The following is a 24,633-nucleotide window of genomic DNA, read 5'->3' as shown; positions in this document are numbered from 1 at the left end:
CCCTTTTTGCTTATCAGATTGAGTTGTGTTATAAAATTTTAGTAACTCGTTATAGCAGTACTTTTAGAAAAGCCAAGGGTATTGTCATTCCAAACATAACTCTGCTTTAGATTTACATATTTTATATCAGATTTATTTTTGTAAAATGTTTGTGTTCGTAAAATGTTTCCGGCGATACCATATTCCTGATTTGGAAAAATATATTGAAAATCCGTATCAGAATCTTCACAATACACGTTCTTCACTTCTGGTAATTCGATGATATTATTATTTTCTCCTATCATGAAATAATAAGACTCTACATGTGCACAACAAGCCAAATATTCTACTTCCATCTTAATCACCTCAGAGACCCCTTCTAATCCGGGATTCTCTAAGGTGGTAATAAAGATGTCCTCAAAAAGCTCTGTGTCAGAAATGGTAAGCGTAGATATTATTTCGGAGCTCTCATCTGCGCGAACCAAACTGACTTTGTAAGCAGGATAGTCTTGTCCCTGATCCGAAATTTCGGTAGTGACAATATATTTTTTGGTATCAACAAATCCTTCTTGGGCATAGATCAATTGAAAACTTTGAAATAAAATGATAATTATGGCAACATTTTTCATAACAGCTTATTTTGAGGTTGGCTATTTGATATAAAAGTAGTACGATAATTATTGTTTTTTGTAGGCCTTTTAGAATTCGTTACGATTAAACTAGAATTCGTTTTATGTAAAAAATATCTCGTCTAGATTCTCGGTAATCCTTTCTTTTGGAAAAATTTTTAAATCTTCTTCACAAAGATCGCGTCAAGAATGATTCTCTATAGATTAATTCAAAATAAAAAGATTATTACGGCTTTATTTTAAAGGGTATACGGCAAAACCATATAATAAAAAATTAATTTTCACATAACATTTTTAGTTCACATTTTTTTGTATCTTCACAATGATTACCCCTATAAAAATGAAGATTTTTATAATCTTCTTTTTTGAATGATTTATAATTTACGCCCTTTGTAAAATAAATCTTTCCCTATTGATTTTTGAGTAGTGAAGGCTGAGATAATTTCTTGATATCAGTCTATATGCCAAGGATTATTTTTGAAAGTTAGTTAATACAGTATTTTTTCTTTTAAAAAATGCCAAGGTTTAGGTCTGTTTTGGGCTTGATGAATATTTCTATTGGAAAAAAAATTAAATTTTTATATGATATTTCAGGTATTACAAATTATCAAGGAAGAGGTAAATGCATATTTTGAAGATGATAATCCTGTTTCCTTGGGTAATATAGCTACTATTTCTTCTGGGGATAATGATGATGACGATCCAGACATCGTCTTAACATTAATTAATATAGACGAAGAATCTACCCTAAAAAATGTCCCAAACTATAAAATAGAAGGAACAAGTGTTTCTTATAAAAATCCTAAAGTAAATATCAATTTGTACCTGCTGTTTAGTGCAAATAATAATAGGTATACAGAATCATTGAAGAGTATTTCTAAAATAATTGAATTTTTTCAAGGTAAAAACGTATTCACTCAATCTAATAGTAATTATGATAGAGAAGATGTTGATATGCAAGGCATTGGTGATTTTAAGTTTGTTACAGAATTGTACACTCCTTCTTTTGAACAGCTTAGTTATGTGTGGGGAATACTGGGTGGCAAACAGTATCCTTCAGTTATATATAAATTAAGATTGCTTGAGATCGAAAGAGATATTTTACAGGCAGAAGGCTCTGTGATTACACAAATTGATGCTACTATAAACAAGAATTAATGAGCTTTAAAATTACATATAAACCTTTGATCGATATCAAGATTAATCACGATTATTTTCTTGATGACGGTGATACAAAATTTGATGATTTATCTGAAGATCAAAAAAACGTAAGGCTTGCAAATTATAACATTTCAAAATATCTTACGGTTACGCCGGTTCTAAAAACAAGTTTAGATCTTAGAAATCATAAAATTGTTTTTAAACAAACAGATAGGGGATTTACATTGTTGGCAAATGTTGATGAACATACCAAAGCCATTGATAGTTCTCAGGTTCTTTGTCCCAAGATTCAACCGTCGAAAGATTTGATGCTAACATTTGAGCTTAGATTTAAGGATACCTATTTCAGAAATTATACAAGTAGCATAAAGGATGAAGAAAATAGATTCTTTTATTTTTCCAATATCAGACCTGAGGGAGAAAACAACTCGTTATCCATTTTTTTCAAGAACACCAAGGTGCATACTCAATTTTTGCTTCAACCAGAAACAAGCAGAGCTATTATATATGACATTCTTGTAAACGAAATCGCTCCCATAAATTCTTTGGGTCTCGAAAATATTACCCTGATAGATCCCAAAGATATTGAAGAACCAGAAAATGTGGATCTATTAAATACCTATATCGAGACACAAAAGCTAGATGGTTTAATTGGTTATTTTCGATTTGGTATTGATGGGAGAAACAACAATGATCTTTTGGAAGACACTACTGTCGAGGTTCCTAGTGGTCTCGATGAAGTATTGTTGGGCTTACCAGATGAAACACCTGATCCTGTATTAAGATTTGAAAACACGAAAACATTTTGGAGATATATTGATATCAGTGAAGATGAGGTGTTTACTACTAAAGATGAACAGCCACTCACACAAAACGGATTCATAGCATTGAAAAAGAATGATTTTGAGAATCCAAAACCAAAGAATATGTTTTTTTCTAATCCAGATAAAAGACATGTTACAATAGACGAAGACAACATTTACTCAGAAATATTTATTTAAAACTTTTATACAAATTAAAATTCACAATTATGGCAACGTACAGCACACCAGGAGTTTACATCGAGGAGATCGCAAAGTTTCCTCCGTCGGTAGCTCAAGTAGAAACTGCTATTCCAGCTTTTATAGGATATACCGAAAAAGCAACCAATAAAGCAGAAGGGGATCTCAGCGAAGTTCCGACACGTATTTCTTCAATGCTAGAGTATGAAACATATTTTGGTTTTGCCAAGGCAGAACAAGGTATGGTTGTCGATGTCAACGATGATGTAATCTCTGTACGACCGTTGTTATCTCCATCGCCATTTTTAATGTATTATTCTCTTCAACTATACTTTGCCAATGGTGGTGGACCCTGTTATATCGTTTCAGTAGAACAGTATGGCGAAGGAACTTCTCCAGCCACCGCAGTAGCATTAGGTTCTGATACGACTGCCGGTTTAGCAAAGGGATTAAAATTACTCGAAAAAGAAGATGAACCTACATTAATTCTTTTCCCTGATGCTACTTCGTTAACTGGGGGTAGTAGCGATTTCTACAGTCTTTATAATCTTGCGCTTACACAATGTAACAAATTACAAGACCGATTTACAATCATTGATACTTTTAGCTATGACAATAGCCAGCCAATCGATGGAAATATTGCAGGGTTAAGAAATGGGATTAATCTTGAAAAGGATTTCGTAAAGTATGGGGCAGCATACTATCCTTTTGTAGAAACGATTCTTGATTATAATTACAACGAAGCAAACGTTACTGTTAATGTAAGTGATTCTTCTGGAGCGACTCCAGAACAACAAGTGCAAGCATTATCAGATTCTATAAACACAGCTTCTCTTACTCAATTGATAATCGATATGGTAGCATTAAGAGACAACGTTAACGCAGCTGCCGACGATGCTGCTGCTTTAGTTATCAAACCCTCTGTAGAATCAAAACTACAAGAAATTATTTCATTTGTAACCGATACACAACAAGCTTTAAGTGATGCCAATTCTATTGGTAGCGTAGATGCTGCGACCGAGGCTGCAGCTTTAGGGACATGGGTTTCTAGCAACATGGGTAGTCTGGATACTGATTTAAGTACTAGATTAACAAAATTAGGCACTGATGATACCAAAACTAAAATTATGAATACCATATCAGAGGCAACTAACACTATTTATGATGATCTCGGTATTGATGCAGGTACGCCTGCAAATTCTACTATTGTAACCGATTTAACTACTCTTAAATCATCTGGTGAATTATCTGCATTGATAACTGCTCTTAATGCAGCATCAGGTAGTGTAACTACTTCAACATTGGATAGTTTAGAAGGTACAGATAATGCATTGTATAATAGAGTAAAAGCAGAAATAGGACAAGTGCCTGTAATTTTACCGCCAAGTAGTGGTATGGCAGGAGTCTATGCACGTACCGATAACACAAGAGGGGTTTGGAAAGCTCCAGCAAATGTAGGTTTGAATTACGTGATCAAACCAACAGTTCATATTTCGCACGAAGAACAGGAAGAATTGAATGTTCACGGTACTGGAAAATCTATTAATGCTATACGAACATTTGCAGGTAAAGGAACATTAGTGTGGGGTGCACGCACACTGGCAGGTAATGACAACGAATGGCGTTATGTGTCGGTAAGACGTTTTTTCAATTTTGCTGAAGAGTCTATTAAAAAAGCAACAGAACAATTTGTATTTGAACCTAATGATGCCAATACTTGGGTTAAGGTTAAAGCCATGATTACTAACTTCCTTAATTTGCAATGGAGAGCTGGAGCTCTAGCAGGACCAACTCCCGATAGAGCATTTTATGTAAACGTCGGACTTGGTGAGACCATGACTGCTCAAGATGTTCTAGAAGGAAATATGATTGTAGAAATAGGCATGGCGGTTGTTCGCCCGGCAGAATTTATTGTTCTTAAATTCTCTCACAAAATGCAAGAAGCATAATAAAAAAATCATCTAATAATTTTTAAAGTATAAAAACATGGCAACGACATATCCATTACCAAAGTTTCATTTTAGAGTATCTTTCGGAGATTCAGAATTTAATTGTACCGAAGTATCAGGGTTAGATTTTGAAAGAGAAATGATCGAATATCGGGCAGGTGCTGATACAGAATATCATAAAACCAAGCAACCTGGACTTTCAAAATATAGTAATATCACTATCAAAAGAGGAACATTTGCGGATACCAATAAAGAGTTTTACGATCAATGGGTCAAAACTGTTTATTTCCAAGAGGGAGAAGAACAATATAGAGGAGATCTTACCATAAGCCTTTTAGATGAAAAACACGAGCCAGTGGTAACTTGGAAAGCCGAAAGAGCTTATGTAACCAAAATTCAATCTACTGATCTTAAAGCAGATGGCAACGAGATCGCTATCGAAACGGCCGAGTTTGTTCATGAGAAATTATCCTTATTGTAATGGCTTCTTACTATCCACCAGTAGGTTTTCATTTTAAAGTTGAATTTCAGGATTTAGAAAATAAAATTCAAATAAATGATTATCAATTTCAATCGGTTTCTGGTCTATCAGTAGATCTGGAAACCGAAGAATTTGCCGAAGGAGGAGAAAATAGATTTAAGCATAAGATACCCGTAAGAACTAAGTATCCTAATTTAATATTGAAACGAGGACTTTTAATTGATTCTGATTTGATAAAATGGTGTAGAGATGCTATTGAAAATTTTGAAATAAAGCCTATCAATCTTACCGTAATGCTACTCAACGAAAAGCACGAAGCTTTATTAACATGGAGTGTAACACATGCCTATCCTGTAAAATGGGTGGTAGAAGATTTCAATGCTGAAGAAAATAAACTGGTCATAGAGTCACTTGAACTCACATATAATTATTTTGAAACGATATAAAATACCTGCTCATGCCGATAGAAATCAAAGAATTACATATTAAAATTAATGTCGACGAGGGAAAAGGTAAACAACCTTCGATAGTAGTAGATAGTAAAAAAGAGAAATCTGCTTTGGTTGAGGCATGTGTAGAGCAGGTAATGGAAATTCTTGAAAAGAAACAAGAACGCTAACCAATTTTATTATGATAGAAGGTAAACTACAAAAACTGGTAATACGATGTTACAAGGACGAGAAATTCAATGAAGAATTACCTGATCTTAAATACACCGCTTTACTAAATCCAGAGACATATAGTTTCTCTTTAAAAAATGAGGTTCAAGAGGATCAGGCACAAGGAACCAGTTCTGATGATATAAAATTCATTAGATCCATTCCAGAAGATCTCGATTTAGAGTTTCTGTTCGATCGAACCGGGGTTATTGTACATTATGGAGATGATCCAAAATCTGGTAATGATGACAAAGTTTATAAGGATCAGGGAAACGGAATTATGGATGATCTCGATGCTTTCAAGAAAGCAGTTTATGAATATAATGGAGATACGCATAAGCCCAATTATCTTAGAATTGTTTGGGGAGCGTTAACATTTCCTTGCCTTTTGATTTCGATGGATATAGAATACAAACTTTTTAAACCAGACGGAACCCCACTAAGAGCATTGGTTAAGACTAAGTTTAAGAAATTTGTAGAGCAAGAACAAAGAGCCAGAGAACAAAACGATCAATCACCAGATCTTACACATTATAGAGCTGTAAAAGCAGGAGATACTTTGCCTTTAATGACTCATAGGATATATGGAGACCCTAAGTATTATCTAGAAGTTGCGAAGGTGAACAACATTAGTAATTTCAGAAAACTTACTGTGGGGCAAGAACTTTATTTTCCACCATTGCAAAAACAATCATAGATGAATAATAGTGGTGTTATACAAACTTCTCAAAGTTCAGATTTGGTCACTTTCAAAATTCTTATAGAAGGAGAAGAGTTATCAAAAGTATACCAAGTAAAAAGCATTATGGTTCAAAAAGAGGTAAATCGAATACCCATGGCTCAAATCGTGCTTATAGACGGTAATCCTGCTGAAAGAGATTTTGAGTTGAGTAATAAGGATCTTCTAATACCAGGAAAAGAAATTGAAATTACTGCGGGATATCACTCTGACGAGGAAACCATTTTTAAAGGTATTGTTATTAAGCACAATATTAAGATTAGATCCCATACAAGTCATTTGATTATTGAATGTAAAGATGAATCTGTTAAGCTTACGATTGGGAAGAAAAGCAAATATTATTATGAAAGTACCGATAGTGAAATTTTTGAGGAAATTATTGGCACATATGGTTTGGATAGTGATGTAGAAGCTACAGATTTCTCTCATTTAGAATTGGTCCAATACGCTACTTCAGATTGGGATTTCATGATCTCTAGAGCCCAGGCTAATGGTAAATTGTGTTTTATTGATGATGGTACTATTAGTATCAAAGAACCTGACTTAGGTCAGTCTGAGGTTGAGACCGTCACTTTTGGAGCCACATTATTGGATTTTGATGCTGAAATCGATGCTAGAAACCAAATGGAGAAAGTTTCTTCTTATGCATGGAATTATGCTGATCAGGAATTATTGGAAATTGAGGCAAACGACCCATCAGTTTCGCTAAACGGTAATTTAAGTCCCGATGATTTATCGCAAACCATTGGTCTTGAAAACTTAGAGTTAAGACATGGAGGAGCTGTAACAGATACAGAATTACAAGAATGGGCAGATGCCAAATGGTTGTTCCAGCAATTGTCTAAAGTAAGAGGCAGAGTAAAATTTCAAGGGATTCCACAGGTAAAACCTAATACCATACTCAAATTAGAAGGAGTAGGTGACAGATTTAGTGGTAATGTATACGTGACCGGTATAAGACATAATCTTAGTGAAGGAAATTGGACGGTTGATGCGCAGTTTGGATTAAATCCTGAATGGTTTTCAGAGACTTTTGACATTAGCGCACCAGCAGCATCTGGGTTACTTCCTGCAATACAGGGGTTACAGATAGGCGTGGTTTCTCAATTACAGGATGATCCCGATGGCGAAGAACGAATCTTGGTTCAAATTCCTATTGTTAATAATCAAGAACAAGGGATTTGGTGTAGAATTGCCTCCCTAGATGCCGGAGAAAATAGAGGTGCCTTTTTTAGACCGGAAATTGGAGATGAGGTTATTATTGGTTTTATCAATCAAGATCCTAATGATGCAGTTGTTCTGGGAATGTTGCATAGCAGTGCTAAACCAGCACCAATTGCAGCAGCCGACGATAATCACGAAAAAGGTTTCGTAACTCGTAGCGAGATGAAAGTACTTTTTGATGATGATAAAAAAACGATTAATATTTCTACGCCAGCAGGTAAACATATTGCATTAGATGAAGATGCCGGAACCATAATTATAGAAGACGAAAACTCCAATGTCGTAACGATCGATAGTACAGGTATTCTTATGGAAAGTGCTGGCAATATCGAACTAAAAGCATCAGGAGATGTTACCATCGAAGGAACCAATGTAAATATTACTGCTAGTGCAGCCTTCAAAGCCGAAGGCTCCTCTGGTGCCGAAGTTTCATCGGGTGCCACAGCAGTGCTAAAGGGTTCATTGGTACAAATAAATTAATAACAAGTATAAACAAAATATAAGAAAGAATTATGCCACCAGCAGCACGAATTAACGATATGCACGTATGTCCCATGGTAAATCCCGGAGGAGTGCCTCATGTAGGAGGTCCTATTTTGCCTGCAGGAGAACCTACTGTTTTGATTGCAGGAATGCCAGCAGCCCGGGTAGGAGATATGGCAACTTGTAGTGGTCCTCCAGACTCTATTGTTGCAGGATCAGGAACAGTAATGATAGGAGGAATGCCAGCAGCCAGAATGGGCGATTCTACTGCTCATGGTGGTTCGATAGTGGCAGGAGAACCTACAGTAATGATTGGATAATATGGAAAATAAAAAATCTTTTTTAGGAGTTGGTTGGAGTTTTCCTCCAGAGTTTAGTAAGAAATCAAATATGGTGAAAATGATTTCTGATGAAGAGGATATTAAAAGTAGCCTGGAGATTCTATTATCCACTCGTTTAGGTGAAAGAATTATGTTTCCAGATTACGGATGTAATCTTGACGAATTGTTGTTCGAAAGCTTAAACAGAACATTGATTACGTATGTTACCGAATTAATTAGGACAGCCATTCTTTACCACGAACCAAGAATTGATGTAGATCGTATAGATATTACTGAAAGTGATACATTACAAGGAGAGTTGTTTATCAAGGTGGATTATATCGTAAGAGCCACTAATTCTCGAAATAATGTAGTGTTTCCATTTTACCTTGAAGAAGGAACCGATATAAATTCTTAAAACCAACAAATGAGCGAAAATTGCAGTTATATCGATAGTATCTTAAGAAGAAACGGAAGAGATCAGCAACAGCGTTATAACGAAATACTTAATCCTGATAACTTAAAACTTCATGATTTGGATGTTGAAGATTGGATGTTGTTTGCTTATAATTTCGCCAAGCATGTAAACTATTTTAATACAGGGAATGATAATTCACCTTCGGGAGATTGGCAAGAGTTATTTCGATATTTTGATTTTACCAAGGATACCATTCCTCTTAGAGGCGAACCAGAATATCAAAAATTAAAAGATGAAATTACTGAAACTCTTCAAAAGCAGGAGAAAGAAGGAGAGGTAACTCCACATTTTACCTTATTCGTGTGTTTTTTACGATTATTAGAATTATCACAAAATAGATTTAATAAACTAACCAAGAGACATCTTGATTTTTATTTCTCAGAAATTTTAAAAGTAGAAAAACTTTCGGCAAAGGCCGATAAAGTTCATCTTCTTTTTGAAATAGCAAAAAAGAGTATAAGCGAGAGGATTCCTGAAGAGACCGAACTTGATGGAGGAAAAGACACCAACGGAAACAAACGTATTTATAAAACTTCGGAAGAGCTTGTTGCTAACAAAGCCAGTATTACATTCCTTAAAAGTTTATACAACCACCAAGAACGAGAAGTTGATGAGTCTAAAGAGAAATGTGAAGAAATAATTATTGATGCCGAAATAAAAACGGCCGATATAGCCAACTCTTTTGATGGCAAAGGAGAAGATTTTCCTGAAGGATCAGCAGATTGGTGGCCTTTTGGATATCCTTCTAATGAAGGCACGTATCCAGATCTGGATAATGTAAAAACTGGATTTGGATTGGCTTCGCAGTTGTTCTCTCTTAAAGAAGGAGAAAGAACAGTTCAAGTTACTATAAATCAAATACCAAAAAGAAAACCAAAAAGAGATGAAGATCAACCATGTGAAGATGATGATATAACACTCGAACTACCTCCTGAGACTTTTTCGTTTGATCAATTGCATGACAATATTACTATTTATTGCAGTGGGGATTCGGGTTGGTATGGTCCTCTCAAACCTATTCAGTCAAAGAAAATAGGCAATGAAGATTATAGCACCAGCATGCAAAGCAACAAGCTAGCTATTTTATTCGAGATTCCGCAGGATGCGCCACCAATAATTAGTTTTAATAAAGAATTACATTTAGAAGCATATAATACCGATTTACCTGTTGTTCGGTTTTTAATAGATACTAGTAAAAAAGAGAAAGGAACAACACAGGCCGGAGATAAGCAATACGATTATACAGGGTATCATCTAAATAGACGATTAGGTTTAAATACTCTTAACTCTATTAGTGCCAAAGTCCATGTAGATAACATCACTTCTTTAGAATTAGAAAATGACACAGGTATTATTAATGTAGATAAGCCTTTTTATCCTTTTACTACCGATCCGATAAACAAATCAAATTTTGACATTGATTATCCCGAGGTTTTCTCTAAACCCTGGAAAAGTATCAATATTGATATTACCTGGAAAGATACCCCCGAAGTAAATTTCGCAGATCAATATACTAATTATGGTACTCCTCCTACGGTAAATGATAGTTATTTTAAAGCGACTTCTTCAGTATTTGAGAATAATATAAAAAGATATATCATAGAAAAATCAGATGTTGTGTTATTCAAAAAATCCGGTGATCTTTATAAAACAGATTTCTCATTTTCTAGTTCGCAAAGTGCAGGGTATAAAAATGGCCCATTGCGGTTGTCATTGAATCAGTCTTTTTTACAGGAACGGTTTCCAAAAACCTATGCACTTGCAATCTCAAGAGCTATTTTAGATGCTAAAGAGGAGTCAAAGATACCTAAAGAGCCTTATATTCCTTTAATAGAAACCATCAGTATGAGTTATAATGCAGAGGCATCAACTAATCTGCAAGGAAATGAAGTAGCCTATGCCAATAACTTAATCAGTCTATTTCATGAAGATCCCTACGGGCAACATGAAGAACATCGATATTTAAAAGAAAAAATACAGGAAATCATAACTTCAAGTAGTAAGGAGAGAAATGATTTCTTAATCAATCACTTAGTGCCTAAGCATTGTAGAGGAGGTTCTTTATTTATCGGCCTTGAAAATGCAGAGATAAAACAACAGATATCACTGTTAATACAGGTATTAGAAGGGAGTGAAAACCCAAATGATGAAGGTTTTTTGGGTAATCAACGTGTAGAATGGGCAATTTTAAGCAATAACCATTGGAAAGACCTACAAGACGATATCCTTATCAACAGTACAGATAATTTATTGACATCTGGAATTATAAGATTTTCTATACCTAAGCAAGCGACAATCGATAATACCAGATTTCCAGAAGGTTACATTTGGGTACGGGCAAGGATTCATAAAAACTATGATGCGGTAAGCAAGGTAAAATCTATTCTTCCTCAGGCTGTATTAGCCACCTTTGAAGATCGTAACAATGAACTTTCGCACTTGGATACCAGTTTACCTGATGGTACAATAAGTAAGTTAATAACCAGGGTACCACAAATTAAATCGATAACTCAACCATATAATTCTTTTGATGGTAGCCCACAGGAGTCTGATGATGCTTATTATAGACGTATTAGTGAACGGCTTCGTCATAAAAATAGGGCAGTAACGCTTTGGGATTATGAAAACCTGGTTTTACAAGAGTTTCCAGAGATCTATCAGGTAAAGTGTCTTAATCATACTGATATGTTGGCTACACCTAAACCTTCCTTTTTGTCTCCAGGCTATGTGACCTTAGTGGTGATTCCTGATACCATCGATAAAAATGTATTTGACATTTTTCAGCCTAGAGTAAGCCAGGCGACTTTAAATAAAGTAAAGCGATATATTAATAAATTAAATACAATGCAGGTTGAGACTCAGGTGGTAAACCCGACATATGAAGAGGTTGAAATTTCCTTGTCGGTTAAATTTTACGATCAATACGACGAAAATTTTTATAAAAATCAGTTAAGCGAAGATATTACCAAATTTTTATCTCCCTGGGCATTTGATACCTCTAGAACTATTGATTTTGGTGTCACATTGCAGCGTAGTGTACTGATAGATTATCTAGAGGAGTTATTTTATGTTGATTATCTGCAAGGTGTTGTACTTAGAAGAGATGGAAAAATATCTGATAGTAGTATAGAACCATCAAATCCGGCATCCATACTTGTTTCGGCTAAACAACATCAAGTATCAACCGATATAGAAAAGTGCAAAGAGAGTAACGAAGAAAAAGTAGAGACATGCGAAATTTAGATTCAATCATTAATATTCCAAAAGATGTCGCTACACAGGATGACCTGGATTTCTATTTTTTAAGAAGAAAAGGAATAGAATATATCTCACAATTAGGAGGTAGGTTATGGACAGATTATAATTCTCATGATCCTGGTATTACGATTCTGGAGATGCTATCCTATGCCATTTCGGATCTCGGCATGCGCATTAATATGCCAATCGAAAATTTATTAGCATCAAATAATAAAGAGACAGGGCTCGAAACCCAATTTTTTAAACCGGCAGAGATATTTCCTTCAAAACCAATCACGGCCTTAGATTACCGGAAACTTCTCATTGATATTCCTGGGATTAAAAATTGCTGGCTACGTAAACACGAAAAGCAAGTATACCTCAATTGTAAAAAAGAAATCTTGTCTTATAACATAAAGGACGTAGAAGATGAATCTGCGGATTTTAAAAAGGATTTTACTCTGCAAGGACTTTATGATATAACATTAGAGTATGATGAAGATTTTCTGGAAGATGGCATCGATGATATTCCAGAAGAAGATAGAGAAGCTTTTATAAATGCTAAAAAAGAGAAGCTAATAGAAGCTGCCCGATCAGCATATCATCAAAACCGGAATCTTTGTGAAGATCTAGTCGGCATTGACGAGGTAGAATTACATGATATTTCAATATGTGCCAGTATAGAAGTCGAAAATGAGGCCGATGAAGAATTAATTCATGCCAAAGTACGTCTTGCTATCGATAATTATTTTTCTCCTTCTGTTAAATTCTATTCAATACAAGAAATGTTGGATAGAGATTATACTACAGATCAAATTTTTGAAGGCCCAATCCTGAAGAAAGGATTTATTGATATCAAAGAGTTAGAAGATGCTAATCTTAGGGAAGAAGTAAGACTGTCGGATATCATAAAGCTTATTATGGATATCGATGGGGTTAAATTTATTAAAGACATCGCTATAGGCAATTGTGATGATAATACAGCAGAATCAAATGATTGGCTTATTTGTATAGATGATGGTAAAAAACCGGCACTTTGTGATAAGAGTATTATTAATTATAATAAAGGCTTTTTGCCTCTTAATATTAATCAGGATAAAGTAGATGCCTTTATTGAAGAACTAAAACCACCTGTTGATCAGGTTTTGGATCAAAGTTTATCATTCCCTAAAGGTCAATATTTCGAAAATGAAGCGTATACCACTATACAAAATGATTTTCCTGATACCTATGGAATTGGGATTAATGGTTTGTCTGCCAGGGTTACTACCGAAAGAAAAGCAAAAGCCAAACAGTTAAAAGGATATCTATTGTTTTTTGACCAGATTTTAGCAAGCTATTTTCAACATCTTGGTAAAGTAAAAGAACTGCTATCGGTTAGTGGTAGATCATCCAATACCTATTTTACCCAAGCTATCAAGGATATAGCAGATTTTGAAGATTTAGTTAATGATTATATAACAGATAATGATGAGGTGCTTACCAATGAATTATTCAAAGAAATGGATAATAGCGTTGAGCGCAGAAACCAAATACTGGATCACTTATTGGCCCGTTTTGCAGAGCGCTTTAGTGAGTATACTTTTTTAATGAAAACGCTATATGGTGATAGTACTGATGAAGTGGTACTTCGCAATAAAGAAGCATTTTTACGAGACTATAAAATAATTAGCTCAGAGCGGGGTAATGCGTTTAATTATTACAAGCAACCCTTACCAAACTTATGGAATACAGACAACATATCAGGAACCCAAAAAAGATTAGCTAGATTATTAGGTATAAAAAATTATAACCGTAGAAATATTTCTGATTCTTTTATCACTATCACTACAAGTGTAGATGATAATGATTGTAAAGTGTATAGGTGGGAAATTAAGGATACTGAAGGTAATCCAATTCTAAGGTCTACGGAAGGGTATAATTCAAAGACCGCAGCAATCAATGAACTCAATTTTACTGTTTTACAGCTCATAGAAACCAGTACTTATGAACTTGAAGCAGCGTTTTCTGAAGAAATTAAGGATGATACCGAAGTTGATAATATCAAAATAAATAAATCAAGTAATACAGGGGTTTATTCTTTTAGTGTGATCAATCCCGAAGTTCCGGCTTCAAGCACAGATCATATCATTGCCATCCATTCAAGATTTTATGATACCCAAGAAGAATTAAAAAAAGGAATATTTGATACACTAGCATTTATTGAAAATGATTTTACCGAAGAAGGGTTATTCTTGGTAGAACATATTTTACTAAGACCAGCCTTCAAAAAAGAAGGAGTCGATGTATATCCCGAGCCAAGTAAGTTTATTCCAATATGTTCTGATACCTGTGAAAGTTGTGAACCTATAGATCCATATTCGTATAGGGTGAGTATTATTTTACCGGGATACACTTTTCGATTTGCCGATACAGATTTCAGAAATTATATGGAGAATGTGATTAAGCAAGAAATACCAGCCCATGTGGTAGCACGAATTTGCTGGGTAGGGCATAGACAGGGTGAAGTGCCTGATGAAGAAAACGGACTAATGAGATTCGAAAAAGCATACAAAGAATACTTAGAAGCAAAAACCAATATTTTAGGAGAAGAAGAAATGAAACCTGAAGGAGACAACTCAAAATTAGAAGAAATGCTGGATAAATTATTTAGTCTACAGACTTTATATCCGGCGGGTAGATTAATTGACTGTGATAATGATGATGATATTGAAGGACAAATTATTCTTGGTAGAACAAGTTTAGGATCACTTTGATAATATAAGATTAGGTAATACGAACACTATGTTTGCATCAAAGACAACAAAAACTGCATCCAAAGGAAATAATATTCCTTCCGTTTTTAAACCAAAAGACGGAAGTGATTTATTTATTCAGCCTAAGCAGGAAGCAAGCCAAAGTGCAAATATTAATATTGAAATGGGATTTAACGCTTTTATTCCTAATGTCTTAAATGCTCCAGTATATCAAGGCAATAAAGCCTGGAAAAAAGAGCCTGATCCCTTTAGCGAAAAGCTATTTGCCAGCGATAATAGAAGCTACAATCAAGAGGGTACCTCTAGGATATGGCAAAAAGGGATTATGCAATTTAATGGAGAAAGTCTGGTAAGTAGAACATCCCGTCAGGGGGTCGGAGAATCTCACCAAGCTGATCCGGTTTATCAAATTATAGGGCAGACTCCACTTTACCCAGGAATGGATGTAGGTGGAAGGCCAATAAAAAAAATAGTAGGAATTAAAAATATAATCGGTAAAACAGCGCCAGATAAAGGAAAAATAGAGCACGAAGATCACCAGGATTATACAGGTTTTAATTTGGTAGGTGAGGCTTCTTATCCTTTTTCTATAGTAGCTCCTGATATTGATTTTGAAGTAAAAGCATGGGCTAGAATTGTAAAAACAGAAGGTGTATATCGTGCCTTAATCCTATTTGTAGGCGAACGAAATAATTTTCCTGCATACGAAGCCTATGTGAAAATAAACGGAACAAAGAATTATTTATATACCTACAAAGTGGGTAAAAATGATGGTCCGGGAATGGTTAATTTAAATACTTCTACCGATTTAAGTGTAGGAGATACATTTGAAGTATGATGCAGGTTTTGTTTAAAATATATATGGCAAGTATGACCTTATTACTTTTTTCATGTAAGCAGGAAGTGAGTGACCCTGCTATTTATCTGATACCTGATGGGTATATAGGTGAGGTAGTGGTGGTTTATAATCATCCAAACGGCCAGGAAGAAATGTACGAAGGCGAAAAAAGGTTATATGTGATTCCAAAAACTGGGGTGCTGAAAACAAAGTTTACCCCAACCTATGGACTGATATATGATCAATATTTTTATGTGGATGCGTCACAAAATAAAAAAGAAATTTTTCAAGAGCATAAGGTAGAAGACGCAGATGATATATGTATATATAATGGCATGACTGGAAAGAAAAAAATAGAGAATGAAACCTATAACATTTCAGCTTTTATGGTCTGTAAAAAAGATGCTATAAAGCATTTTAACGAATTCAAATTTGAAAGTAAAGAACTAAATAAATTATAGCCTGATCATTTTAATCAGATAGTACGATGTTTACACCTAAAACGGCAAATACCGCAACCAAAGGAAACAATACTCCTTCTGTTTTTAAGCCAAAAAACAGAAGCGACTTGTTTATCCAACCTAAATTGAAGGTGGGACTGCCCGGTGATAAATATGAAGTTGAAGCGGATCATGTAGCCGATCAGGTTGTAAATAAGCAACAAAACGGTACACATTCTAATATTTCTTCTTCTCCTATTTCGGTACAAACCATGACCGAAGATGAAAATATTCAGGAAAAACCAATTGCAGAGCGTATTCAACCTTTAACACATTTATCCGATGCTCCTATACAGCGAATGGAGGAAGAAGAGCCTGTTCAAATGCAGGAAGAAGAGGATGTGCAGCTGCAGGAAGAGGAAGAGGTTCAAACAATGGCTGAAGGAGATGTACAGCTGCAGGAGGAGGAAGTGCAAACACAATCTGAGGAGGAAGATGTACAATTACAGGAGGATGAAGAAGTACAAACACAATCTGAAGATGAGGAAGTGCAGGCTCGTGAAAATCCAGGAAGCTCTGGGTTAAGTACTACCAATATTGGTCAGTCGATAAGAAATACAAGGGGTCAGGGTTCTCCGCTTCCAAGTGGAGTACAAACCCAGATGGAATCTGGTTTTGGGGCAGATTTTAGTGGTGTAAGAGTACATACTGGCAGTGAGTCTGTAGCCATGAATCAGTCATTAGGAGCTCAAGCGTTTACCAATGGAAATGATATTCATTTTAATCAAAATCGATTCAATCCGGCAACAACCGAAGGGCAAACACTCTTAGCGCACGAACTCACCCATACCATCCAACAAGGAGCATCAGGCCCTGCCACTCAAGAGGGTGCAACCACCAAAGAAGGTGGAGCGGGTACCACCCAAACTCCTTCTGAAGAGGCCGAAGCCGAAACGATACCAGAAACTCAGGTAGAAGAAACCGCAGGTGAAACTGTCGAAACTCCCCCACCAGGGCAAGAAGGAGTAGAACAAGGCGCTCCTGGTGCAGGTGAAGCGGCAGAATCAGAAGCCGAACCTACTACTCCACGCAGTCCAGAGGAAGATCCTAATTTCCAACAATTAGAACAACGTGTCGATAATAGAGCTGAAGAACAGCAAGATCACGAACCTGCAGCAGCTTCAGCCGGAAGTGCTCAGGCAGCAGCGGCATCTCCGGCAAACGAAAGACAAAGTGGTGCCCAGGCTGCGCAGGTAGATACCATGGAAGAACAGGAAGCTGGCGAGTTTAGTGCTGAAGCATTTAAAGCACAACTCATGCAGCGTATCGAAAGTATGCAACTACCAGCCAATGAAGATGAAGCTGCCGATTTCGAAAACAACAACAACATAGATGAAGTTCGGGATGCGGCAACACAAGATGTGCAAAACGAACAGGCAGCTGCTTCAGGTAATATTTCAGAGGCAACTGCTCAAGAACCAAATACAGAAGCAGTACCAGAACGAGAAATAACACCATTGCTTCCTGCACCGATTGGAGATACGCCAAATAGTGTGCGGGCACAAAATGCCATGCCACCAGCAAGAGGTGAGTCAGAGGTAAGTCAGCCGCTACAAGACAACATGTCCGAGGTAGACCAGCAAATGGCTGATAATGAAATTACTGATGAGCAGTTGGCCAAGTCCAATGAGCCAGAATTCACTTCAGCATTGGATTCTAAAAATGAAGCAAAAGAAAACACAGAACAGGCTCCAGGTGAATTTAGAACGGCAGAGCAGGGAACGCTTCAAAGTGCTCAGACAAGTGCAGAAAATAATAGTCAGCAATCTCTGGAAGGCATGCATCAGGATCGAGCTGGTTTATTAAACCAGGTCGCCGGTCAACAAGTGCAAACAGGTACTACAGATACCGCCGAACGTGAGCGTATTGCTAGTGAGATTAATACCATTTACGAAAATACCAAGACCGATGTAGAGACTATCCTAAGTGACCTTGATACCACGGTTAACGATATGTTTACCGCTGGTGCAGAGCGGGCAAAACAAGCGTTTGAGGACTATGTTGAGCGAAAAATGGACGCCTATCTCGATGAACGTTATGGTGGATTTGGAGGTTTCTTAAACCGCGTGGGTGATGTATTTACCGGGCTACCCGATGAGGTAAATCAATTCTTTGTAGATGGCCGCCAGGTATTTATTGATCGTATGGATTCAGTAATAACCGATATTGCCAATGTAGTAGCTACCGAGTTAACTGCCGCCAAAGATCGTATTACACAGGGTAAACAGGAAGTGCAGGATTATGTGACGGCGCTACCAGAAAATCTACAGGAAATTGGTCGCGAAGCTGCCGAGGGTATCCAGGAGCAGTTTGATGAGCTAGAACAATCTGTAAATGATAAACAAGACGAGTTAATCGATAGTCTTGCTGACCAATACAATGAAAGTCTACAGGAAGTAGATGCCCGAATCGAAGAGATGCAGGCAGCGAACCGTGGATTGATCGATATGGCATTAGATGCGGTAGCAGGTGTGATCCAGACAATTATCAATATCAAAAACATGTTGACAGAGCTTTTAAGCGCTGCACTAAGTGTTATTGGTACTATCATACAAGACCCTATTGGTTTCTTAGGGTTATTGATTGAAGGAGTTGGCCAGGGATTAAACAATTTTATAAGTAACATCCTCTCCCACATGCAGGAAGGTCTCATAGCATGGCTCACAGGTTCTCTTGGCAGTGTAGGTATCACCATGCCTGATAATCTATTTAGTCTTTCCGGGATCTTCAATTTGGTGGCACAGATACTGGGAATATCTTGGGATTTTGTACGAGGAATAGCAGTAAAACTTCTGGGAGAACCAGTGGTTCGAGTGGTTGAAACTGCCTTTGAAATTTTCATGATTATACGCAATGATGGTATCGCAGGGCTATGGGAGTATATCAAAGAGCAATTTACGAATCTTAAGGAGATGGTGATGGATGCCATAAGAGATATGATTATCTCAAAGGTGGTAGAAGCAGGTATCAAATGGGTGTTAGGACTACTAAATCCAGCAGGGGCCTTTATCAAGGCAGCCATGCTGATCATAGATATTGTCAAGTTTTTTATAGAACGTGGTAGCCAGATCATAGAAATGGTGCGTGCCTTTATCGAAGGGGTAAAAGCGGTGGCATCGGGTAATGTAAGTGCTATTGCCAATGCCATAGAAAATGCCTTGAAAAAATCAATACCGGTATTAATTGGATTCCTGGCTTCTTTATTAGGGATTAGTGGTCTTACCAAAAAAGTGCAGGATATTATCAAAAAGGTACGTAAGAAGATTGAGAAGGCAGTTACTAATGTAATCAAGAAAATTAAAAAGGCCGCAAGAAAACTGTTTAGGAAGCTTACGGGAAAAGGCGCCAATGATGCTCCCGACACCAGAACTGCTCAAGAGAAACAAAGAGATGTTGATGCAGCTGCGAGAGAAGGAGGTCAGCTTTTGGATAGACCAGAAATTAGTCCTGAAAAGGTGCGGGCGGAATTGCCAGGATTAAAAAATAAGTATCAGTTGCAAAAGGCAGAATTAAAACAAGATAATTCTGATGGAAAGTATTTTATTGAGGTGGAAATAAACCCTAAAAAACCAACTAGTAAAAAGAATCTTGCTAAAGCGCGACCTCCTGAACTTATTGGTAAAAATACACCAAAACTGGATCAACTTGAACAAGTAGAAAATGGGGTTTCTGTAAGATACGTACATGAATTCAAAAATGTTTATAAAGGGACTAGATATAGTGTGCCAGGAGATATTGTTCCATATGTCGAACATAGAGCTGCAAGGAAACTTGGGAAATCTGGAGAAAGCGAATCGCTAAGTAAATATTCCACTGAGTCAGGAATTTCTGGACTAACTAAACCTCTCATTGATGTATATGACAATGTTGCTTTAACAGGCAATTTTAGGACAAGAATTCCAGATATTTTTAAAGAAGGTGTCGTCGTTGGAGATGTTAAAAATGTAAAAACAATCTCTCTTGATTCTCAAATGAGGGATAACGTGGCGATAATTGAGAATAAAGCAGCTTATTCAGGAGAAAAAACAAGAATAAGTAATAGACCTCGTAAATTCGACTTAGTGGTTAGAGATTCTAAGGATGGGACTGCGGAAAGTACTCACGTTTCGGGTCCATTAAAACAGGCAATAGAAAACACAGGGGGTAAGATTTATGAAATAATTTGATTTTAAAATCATTCATGCAAAAGAATAAATTATGAAAATAGGATTTAAGGTCTTTCTGAGAACTGAAAATTTTGAGATATCAACAATTGAAGAAATTTTAAGATCAGAGAACGCTCTTTTCAAAATTACTAAATACGGATATACAGAACCTGTTAGAAATAAATTTGAAGATGATACTAAGGAAGTCGTTGAAATGTATGAAAATAATTACAGTTTGATCCTCAAAGGTTCTAATAAATTTTGGTTATCAAGTTCGATCTTTCCAGAAGGAATTTCAATATGGGCAGGAGAAGTAGAATTAAAGGAAACTAAAGTTGATTCGATTAGCGAATTAATAAACTTTGTTCAACTATTCTCAAGGAATAATCAATTGCTATTTGGGAACATTAAGAGTGTAGAAGAAAATGATCAGAAACATAAAAAAGTAGAAGGTTCTGGTGTTGGATGGGAAGGAGCATCTATTTGGGATTTTTTCGAATTTTTACCAGGGATTTATTGGTATACAATTTTCGGAAGAGAACTTGTAAACGCAATTGGGAGAGAAAATTTTGACAATATTAAAGGAGTGGTTAGGACTGATCCTGGAGATGAATCTTTGGCCTTTCATCTGAATGAACCAATTATTCCAGATGATTGGCAAAAAAGACTTGCAATAGAAAATGAGATAGCTCAGATTATTAGAAAAGATCTTTTCTATAATAAAGAAACTAATAAGGATAATTTATCATATCCGGAGAAATTTAAAGATTATATAATGACGTTTGGACCAGGATATTAATTTTTAAAGAATAAAGACAACAAAAACATACAATAACAAAACACACATAAGGTTATGACAACGACATTAGAGGCAATAACCACCAATTTTAGACGGTTTACCAAAAATCAGGTACTTACCGAGGGGCACCTAAACCAAATCGTAGATTATTTTGATGATCAGATACGATTGTCCAGAACATGCCTTAGTGGCGTTGGGATCGTTTGCGGTTTTGAGGTAAGCTGTGACGAAACTACCAGCGAGATTACCATCACTCAAGGCGTGGGAGTCACCACAGACGGAGATTTGATGCATCTGTTTCGCCCCGCCGATGAGGGTAATTATACCATAGATTTTGAGTCTATAACGTATGGCGGGTATAGAACATATGATAATACTAATGCAGGTTATAAGCCTTTCTTCTATAGAGGGCAAACGCAAATTAATCTTTTAGAACTGGTTGAAGAATCAAGTGGCGAAGGGATTACGCCTTTAAGCAGCTTATCGGGCCTTAAAGACAGGGTAGTTTTGTTGTATCGCGAGTCTTACATCGAAGATGCCGATTTATGTACTACCTTGGGATGTGACAACCAGGGAGAAAGTAGTGTGGTAAATCATCGTGTATTACTGGTTAGCAAAGCCGATGCCGAATATATTATTAGCCAGGATCCAACCATACAAAAAACCAACTATGCCAATGTATATTACAGCCTGCCAGAGGTAGTCATGAATAAGGTAGTTGCCAATCCAGAGATTTTTGATACCTATACCGATCTAAAACAAAGCTTCCTGGATGCTATAATCGCAGATAATACGGTGCAAAAATTAGAAGAAGGGTTTACCAAACTGTTAACAGCTCTAAAAGCTCCGGGTATACTAACTGTTGTACAGGATCAACTTACCGAACTTTTTGGTTTTAATGCTTCGAGTATTCCTGATGATTTTCAATATCGCTATGATGCCTTAAAAGATTTGGTAGATACCTATAACGAAATCAAAGATATATTATTAAATGTCGAAACATCAGATTGTTGTGCGGGATATAAAGATTTTCCAAAACACCTTATGTTAGGCGAAGTAGAAAAATCTGGTCCTTGTTATGAATGTAGACATGGGTTTTATAAATCACCAATCCTGGCAGATCTAGTAGCGACTACTTGTGATAGTTGTGAACCTATCGAGCTTATTTATGATATTGATACTGGAGGCGATGATGATTCACCCTGTGTAGATGGCGGTAGTACAGCCGATAATCACATTGTTTTTGTGATAGATGAGTCTGGTTCCTTCAGGTCTCAGATAACATTTGTAAAAGATGCTTTAAACGGATATTTAGATTCAATCGCGGCAACAGAAACACGTATATCAATAATCGGAATGTCCGGAAGCATTAACAATACACGAAACGATCATATCATCTATAGACCGGTAAGTGATCCAGCCCTTAAAAATTGGATTGATAATATTTATGGTACTACAGCTTCGCAAGGAGCAAATGGATCTGATTTTTGGGGAAGTGGATATCAGGTAGTGATAGAGTCTATTTTAGATACCGAGATTCCTGATCCAACTATTGTAATTGTATTAGGAGATGAGCAACCAGGCCCTTACTCAGGCAATCATAGTATTCCTCTGGATAGAGCAGGAGCCATTAAAAGAGAAACCAAATTATTTATTTATATTGTAGATTCTGATCGAAATAGTATATTATCAGGCAGTGCACCAAGAGCGGTTTCTGCAGATTCTGTGGCCAGTATTGATGGAGAAACAGATTTAGATACTTCAGATTATTTCCTTACCACTGATTTTAGAGATCTAGAAGTTAAGATTATCAATTTAAATGAATCTCTTATTAATTCGGGTGTTTTATGTCCCGAAACTACAGAAGATGAGGTCGTGATTGATCAGGATAATAACGAACTTACTGTTTGTTATAGTGCAGGAAAAAGTGAGCAAAGATTGTTTACTTTGGTAAAAAGAGCGGTAACACAGCTTGCAAACTACAATGCAGATTACCAATTTATAAAAGTAACACCTTCACTAAATTTAGGTAAATTAAGTAAAAAGGCTATTCCGTTTTACTACAACGTTGGTGAAAAGTTAATCGAATATTGGGATTTTGATAAAACCATACAAGGAAGACATAAAACCAATCTAAGTTATCACGATAGTTTGTTGGCTATAAAAAAGCCATTAGAGTTTTGTATTGATAGTGATTTCTATAGAGTAGAGGGACATTTAGGAAGAAATTATAAAGAAGTAGTTGGTAGAATTAATACTATCAAAAAATCAAATAGCTTAGGATTTAATGTGGTTGCATTACCAATAGAAAATGAAGATATCCTTGGTGAAGATTTTAAATCCTTTTATCTTAACCGTAATTTGGGATTAGAACATAAAGCAGGGGTACCGCCAGGAGGAACTTTGGTGTTATTTTATTTACAAACCTCGCAACCCAATGGAGATGGTGGAGCTACTTTAGTGAGCGAAAGAGAAGGGGTTGCCGTTCGCGAAAAAACGAAAGCAATAACTAGAGCGGCACGAGTTTCAAATAGTGATATTAGTTTAGAAGCATTTTCTTTTGAAATAGATCCTAGAATATCAGATCCTGTGGTGGCCGATTTTTGCCTGCCTTATTTATGTTGTGATGAAAATGAAATTGAAATAAGCTTACCAGACGAAGTCATCTGTTTTGATGAAAATACACAACCTATACCATTCAATGTTGTACCTGCTACTGCAGTAGTTAGAGCAGATGTTCCTGCTGGTCTTGATGGGGGTGTTGTTAGAAATGCAGATGACACATATTCTTTTGATGCGAGAAGAGTGAGTAGACAATTACATGGTACTAGTATACGATTCATAGTCAACAATCAAAGTGCAAATTTTGGAGTACGAGTGTATGAAAAACCAGAAGCATCTGTAACCAGATCAATTGCATATAATGAAACGAAAACGGTCGCTATCGTAACCTTTACTGTCTCTGGTATCGATCTTAGTACAATTACCGAATTTACCTGGGATTTTGGAGATGGTTCACCATTGTCAAATGAAAGGCCAAATGCATCAGGACAGATAAGAAGATCATATAATCTTCCTGTAAACGCTACCAATACGATATTTCCACAACTTACTATAGCTCGGGATTTTTGTGATACAGATATTGCAATAGAATCAATCACATTTGAAACTACGTATTACTATTATTATGGTGGTGACAGCAGTATTGAAGGAGATGACGCATTATCAATGTCAGTTGGAGATTTATAAATAAAA

Annotated in this window: 18 protein-coding genes; 17 read left to right on the top strand and 1 reads right to left on the bottom strand. The window is 36.3% G+C overall.

Translation table 11 applies throughout. From position 1 onward, the window contains the following. Positions 1-38 precede the first annotated feature (38 nt). A complete protein-coding gene (locus ACFSJT_RS07490) occupies positions 39-608 on the bottom strand; it encodes a hypothetical protein (RefSeq protein WP_378319620.1) in 570 nt (189 codons plus the stop codon). A gap of 582 nt (positions 609-1,190) precedes the next feature. On the opposite strand from ACFSJT_RS07490, the gene ACFSJT_RS07485 reads away from it, so the two are divergent. Genes ACFSJT_RS07485 through ACFSJT_RS07405 form a run of 17 tightly spaced genes read left to right on the top strand, consistent with a single transcriptional unit; the run spans position 1,191 to position 24,627 of the window. Further along, a complete protein-coding gene (locus ACFSJT_RS07485; protein ID WP_378319619.1) occupies positions 1,191-1,766 on the top strand; it encodes a Pvc16 family protein in 576 nt (191 codons plus the stop codon). After that, positions 1,766-2,770 (top strand): hypothetical protein, encoded by a 1,005-nt coding sequence (locus ACFSJT_RS07480; protein WP_378319618.1) that lies wholly within the window; start codon positions 1,766-1,768, stop codon positions 2,768-2,770. Before ACFSJT_RS07485 ends, ACFSJT_RS07480 begins: the two co-directional genes overlap by 1 nt. A gap of 29 nt (positions 2,771-2,799) precedes the next feature. Continuing rightward, the gene (locus tag ACFSJT_RS07475) at positions 2,800-4,719 is read left to right on the top strand and encodes a phage tail sheath family protein (RefSeq protein ID WP_378319617.1); all 1,920 of its coding nucleotides are present in this window, start codon (positions 2,800-2,802) and stop codon (positions 4,717-4,719) included. 37 nt (positions 4,720-4,756) lie between these two features. After that, entirely contained in the window at positions 4,757-5,200 is a 444-nt protein-coding gene (locus ACFSJT_RS07470; protein ID WP_378319616.1) for a phage tail protein, read from the top strand. Further along, positions 5,200-5,646, top strand: a complete 447-nt coding sequence (locus ACFSJT_RS07465) for a phage tail protein (RefSeq protein ID WP_378319615.1) — start codon at positions 5,200-5,202, stop codon at positions 5,644-5,646. Before ACFSJT_RS07470 ends, ACFSJT_RS07465 begins: the two co-directional genes overlap by 1 nt. Positions 5,647-5,657: 11 nt before the next feature. After that, entirely contained in the window at positions 5,658-5,819 is a 162-nt protein-coding gene (locus tag ACFSJT_RS07460; protein WP_378319614.1) for a DUF5908 family protein, read from the top strand. 11 nt (positions 5,820-5,830) lie between these two features. After that, a complete protein-coding gene (locus ACFSJT_RS07455; protein ID WP_378319613.1) occupies positions 5,831-6,556 on the top strand; it encodes a CIS tube protein in 726 nt (241 codons plus the stop codon). Continuing rightward, positions 6,557-8,302 carry a type VI secretion system tip protein VgrG gene (gene vgrG / locus ACFSJT_RS07450; RefSeq protein WP_378319612.1) on the top strand — a complete coding sequence of 582 codons (1,746 nt, stop codon included), beginning with the start codon at positions 6,557-6,559 and terminating at the stop codon, positions 8,300-8,302. It abuts the gene before it with no gap. A 32-nt stretch (positions 8,303-8,334) separates the two neighbouring features. Next, entirely contained in the window at positions 8,335-8,625 is a 291-nt protein-coding gene (locus ACFSJT_RS07445; RefSeq protein ID WP_378319611.1) for a PAAR domain-containing protein, read from the top strand. A 1-nt stretch (position 8,626) separates the two neighbouring features. Next, complete coding sequence (locus ACFSJT_RS07440) at positions 8,627-9,043, top strand: GPW/gp25 family protein (protein ID WP_378319610.1); 417 nt, start codon at positions 8,627-8,629, stop codon at positions 9,041-9,043. 9 nt (positions 9,044-9,052) lie between these two features. Beyond that, positions 9,053-12,346 carry a baseplate J/gp47 family protein gene (locus ACFSJT_RS07435; RefSeq protein WP_378319609.1) on the top strand — a complete coding sequence of 1,098 codons (3,294 nt, stop codon included), beginning with the start codon at positions 9,053-9,055 and terminating at the stop codon, positions 12,344-12,346. After that, positions 12,334-15,096 (top strand): hypothetical protein, encoded by a 2,763-nt coding sequence (locus ACFSJT_RS07430; RefSeq protein WP_378319608.1) that lies wholly within the window; start codon positions 12,334-12,336, stop codon positions 15,094-15,096. The genes ACFSJT_RS07435 and ACFSJT_RS07430 overlap by 13 nt, the downstream gene beginning before the upstream one ends. 28 nt (positions 15,097-15,124) lie before the next feature. After that, positions 15,125-15,934: a hypothetical protein gene (locus tag ACFSJT_RS07425; RefSeq protein WP_378319607.1), complete on the top strand. Its 810-nt coding sequence runs from the start codon at positions 15,125-15,127 to the stop codon at positions 15,932-15,934. 32 nt (positions 15,935-15,966) lie between these two features. Further along, positions 15,967-16,395 carry a DUF6843 domain-containing protein gene (locus ACFSJT_RS07420; protein ID WP_378319606.1) on the top strand — a complete coding sequence of 143 codons (429 nt, stop codon included), beginning with the start codon at positions 15,967-15,969 and terminating at the stop codon, positions 16,393-16,395. A 26-nt stretch (positions 16,396-16,421) separates the two neighbouring features. Beyond that, positions 16,422-20,600, top strand: a complete 4,179-nt coding sequence (locus ACFSJT_RS07415; protein ID WP_378319605.1) for an eCIS core domain-containing protein — start codon at positions 16,422-16,424, stop codon at positions 20,598-20,600. Between the two features lie 31 nt (positions 20,601-20,631). Beyond that, positions 20,632-21,378 (top strand): hypothetical protein, encoded by a 747-nt coding sequence (locus ACFSJT_RS07410; protein WP_378319604.1) that lies wholly within the window; start codon positions 20,632-20,634, stop codon positions 21,376-21,378. 54 nt (positions 21,379-21,432) lie between these two features. Next, entirely contained in the window at positions 21,433-24,627 is a 3,195-nt protein-coding gene (locus tag ACFSJT_RS07405; RefSeq protein WP_378319603.1) for a hypothetical protein, read from the top strand. Positions 24,628-24,633: the final 6 nt, after the last annotated feature.

The organism is Aquimarina celericrescens (genome assembly GCF_042682765.1).
Taxonomy (GTDB): domain Bacteria; phylum Bacteroidota; class Bacteroidia; order Flavobacteriales; family Flavobacteriaceae; genus Aquimarina; species Aquimarina celericrescens.
Note: the sequence above shows the minus strand (reverse complement) of the source record. Positions and strands in the feature narration are given on the sequence as shown.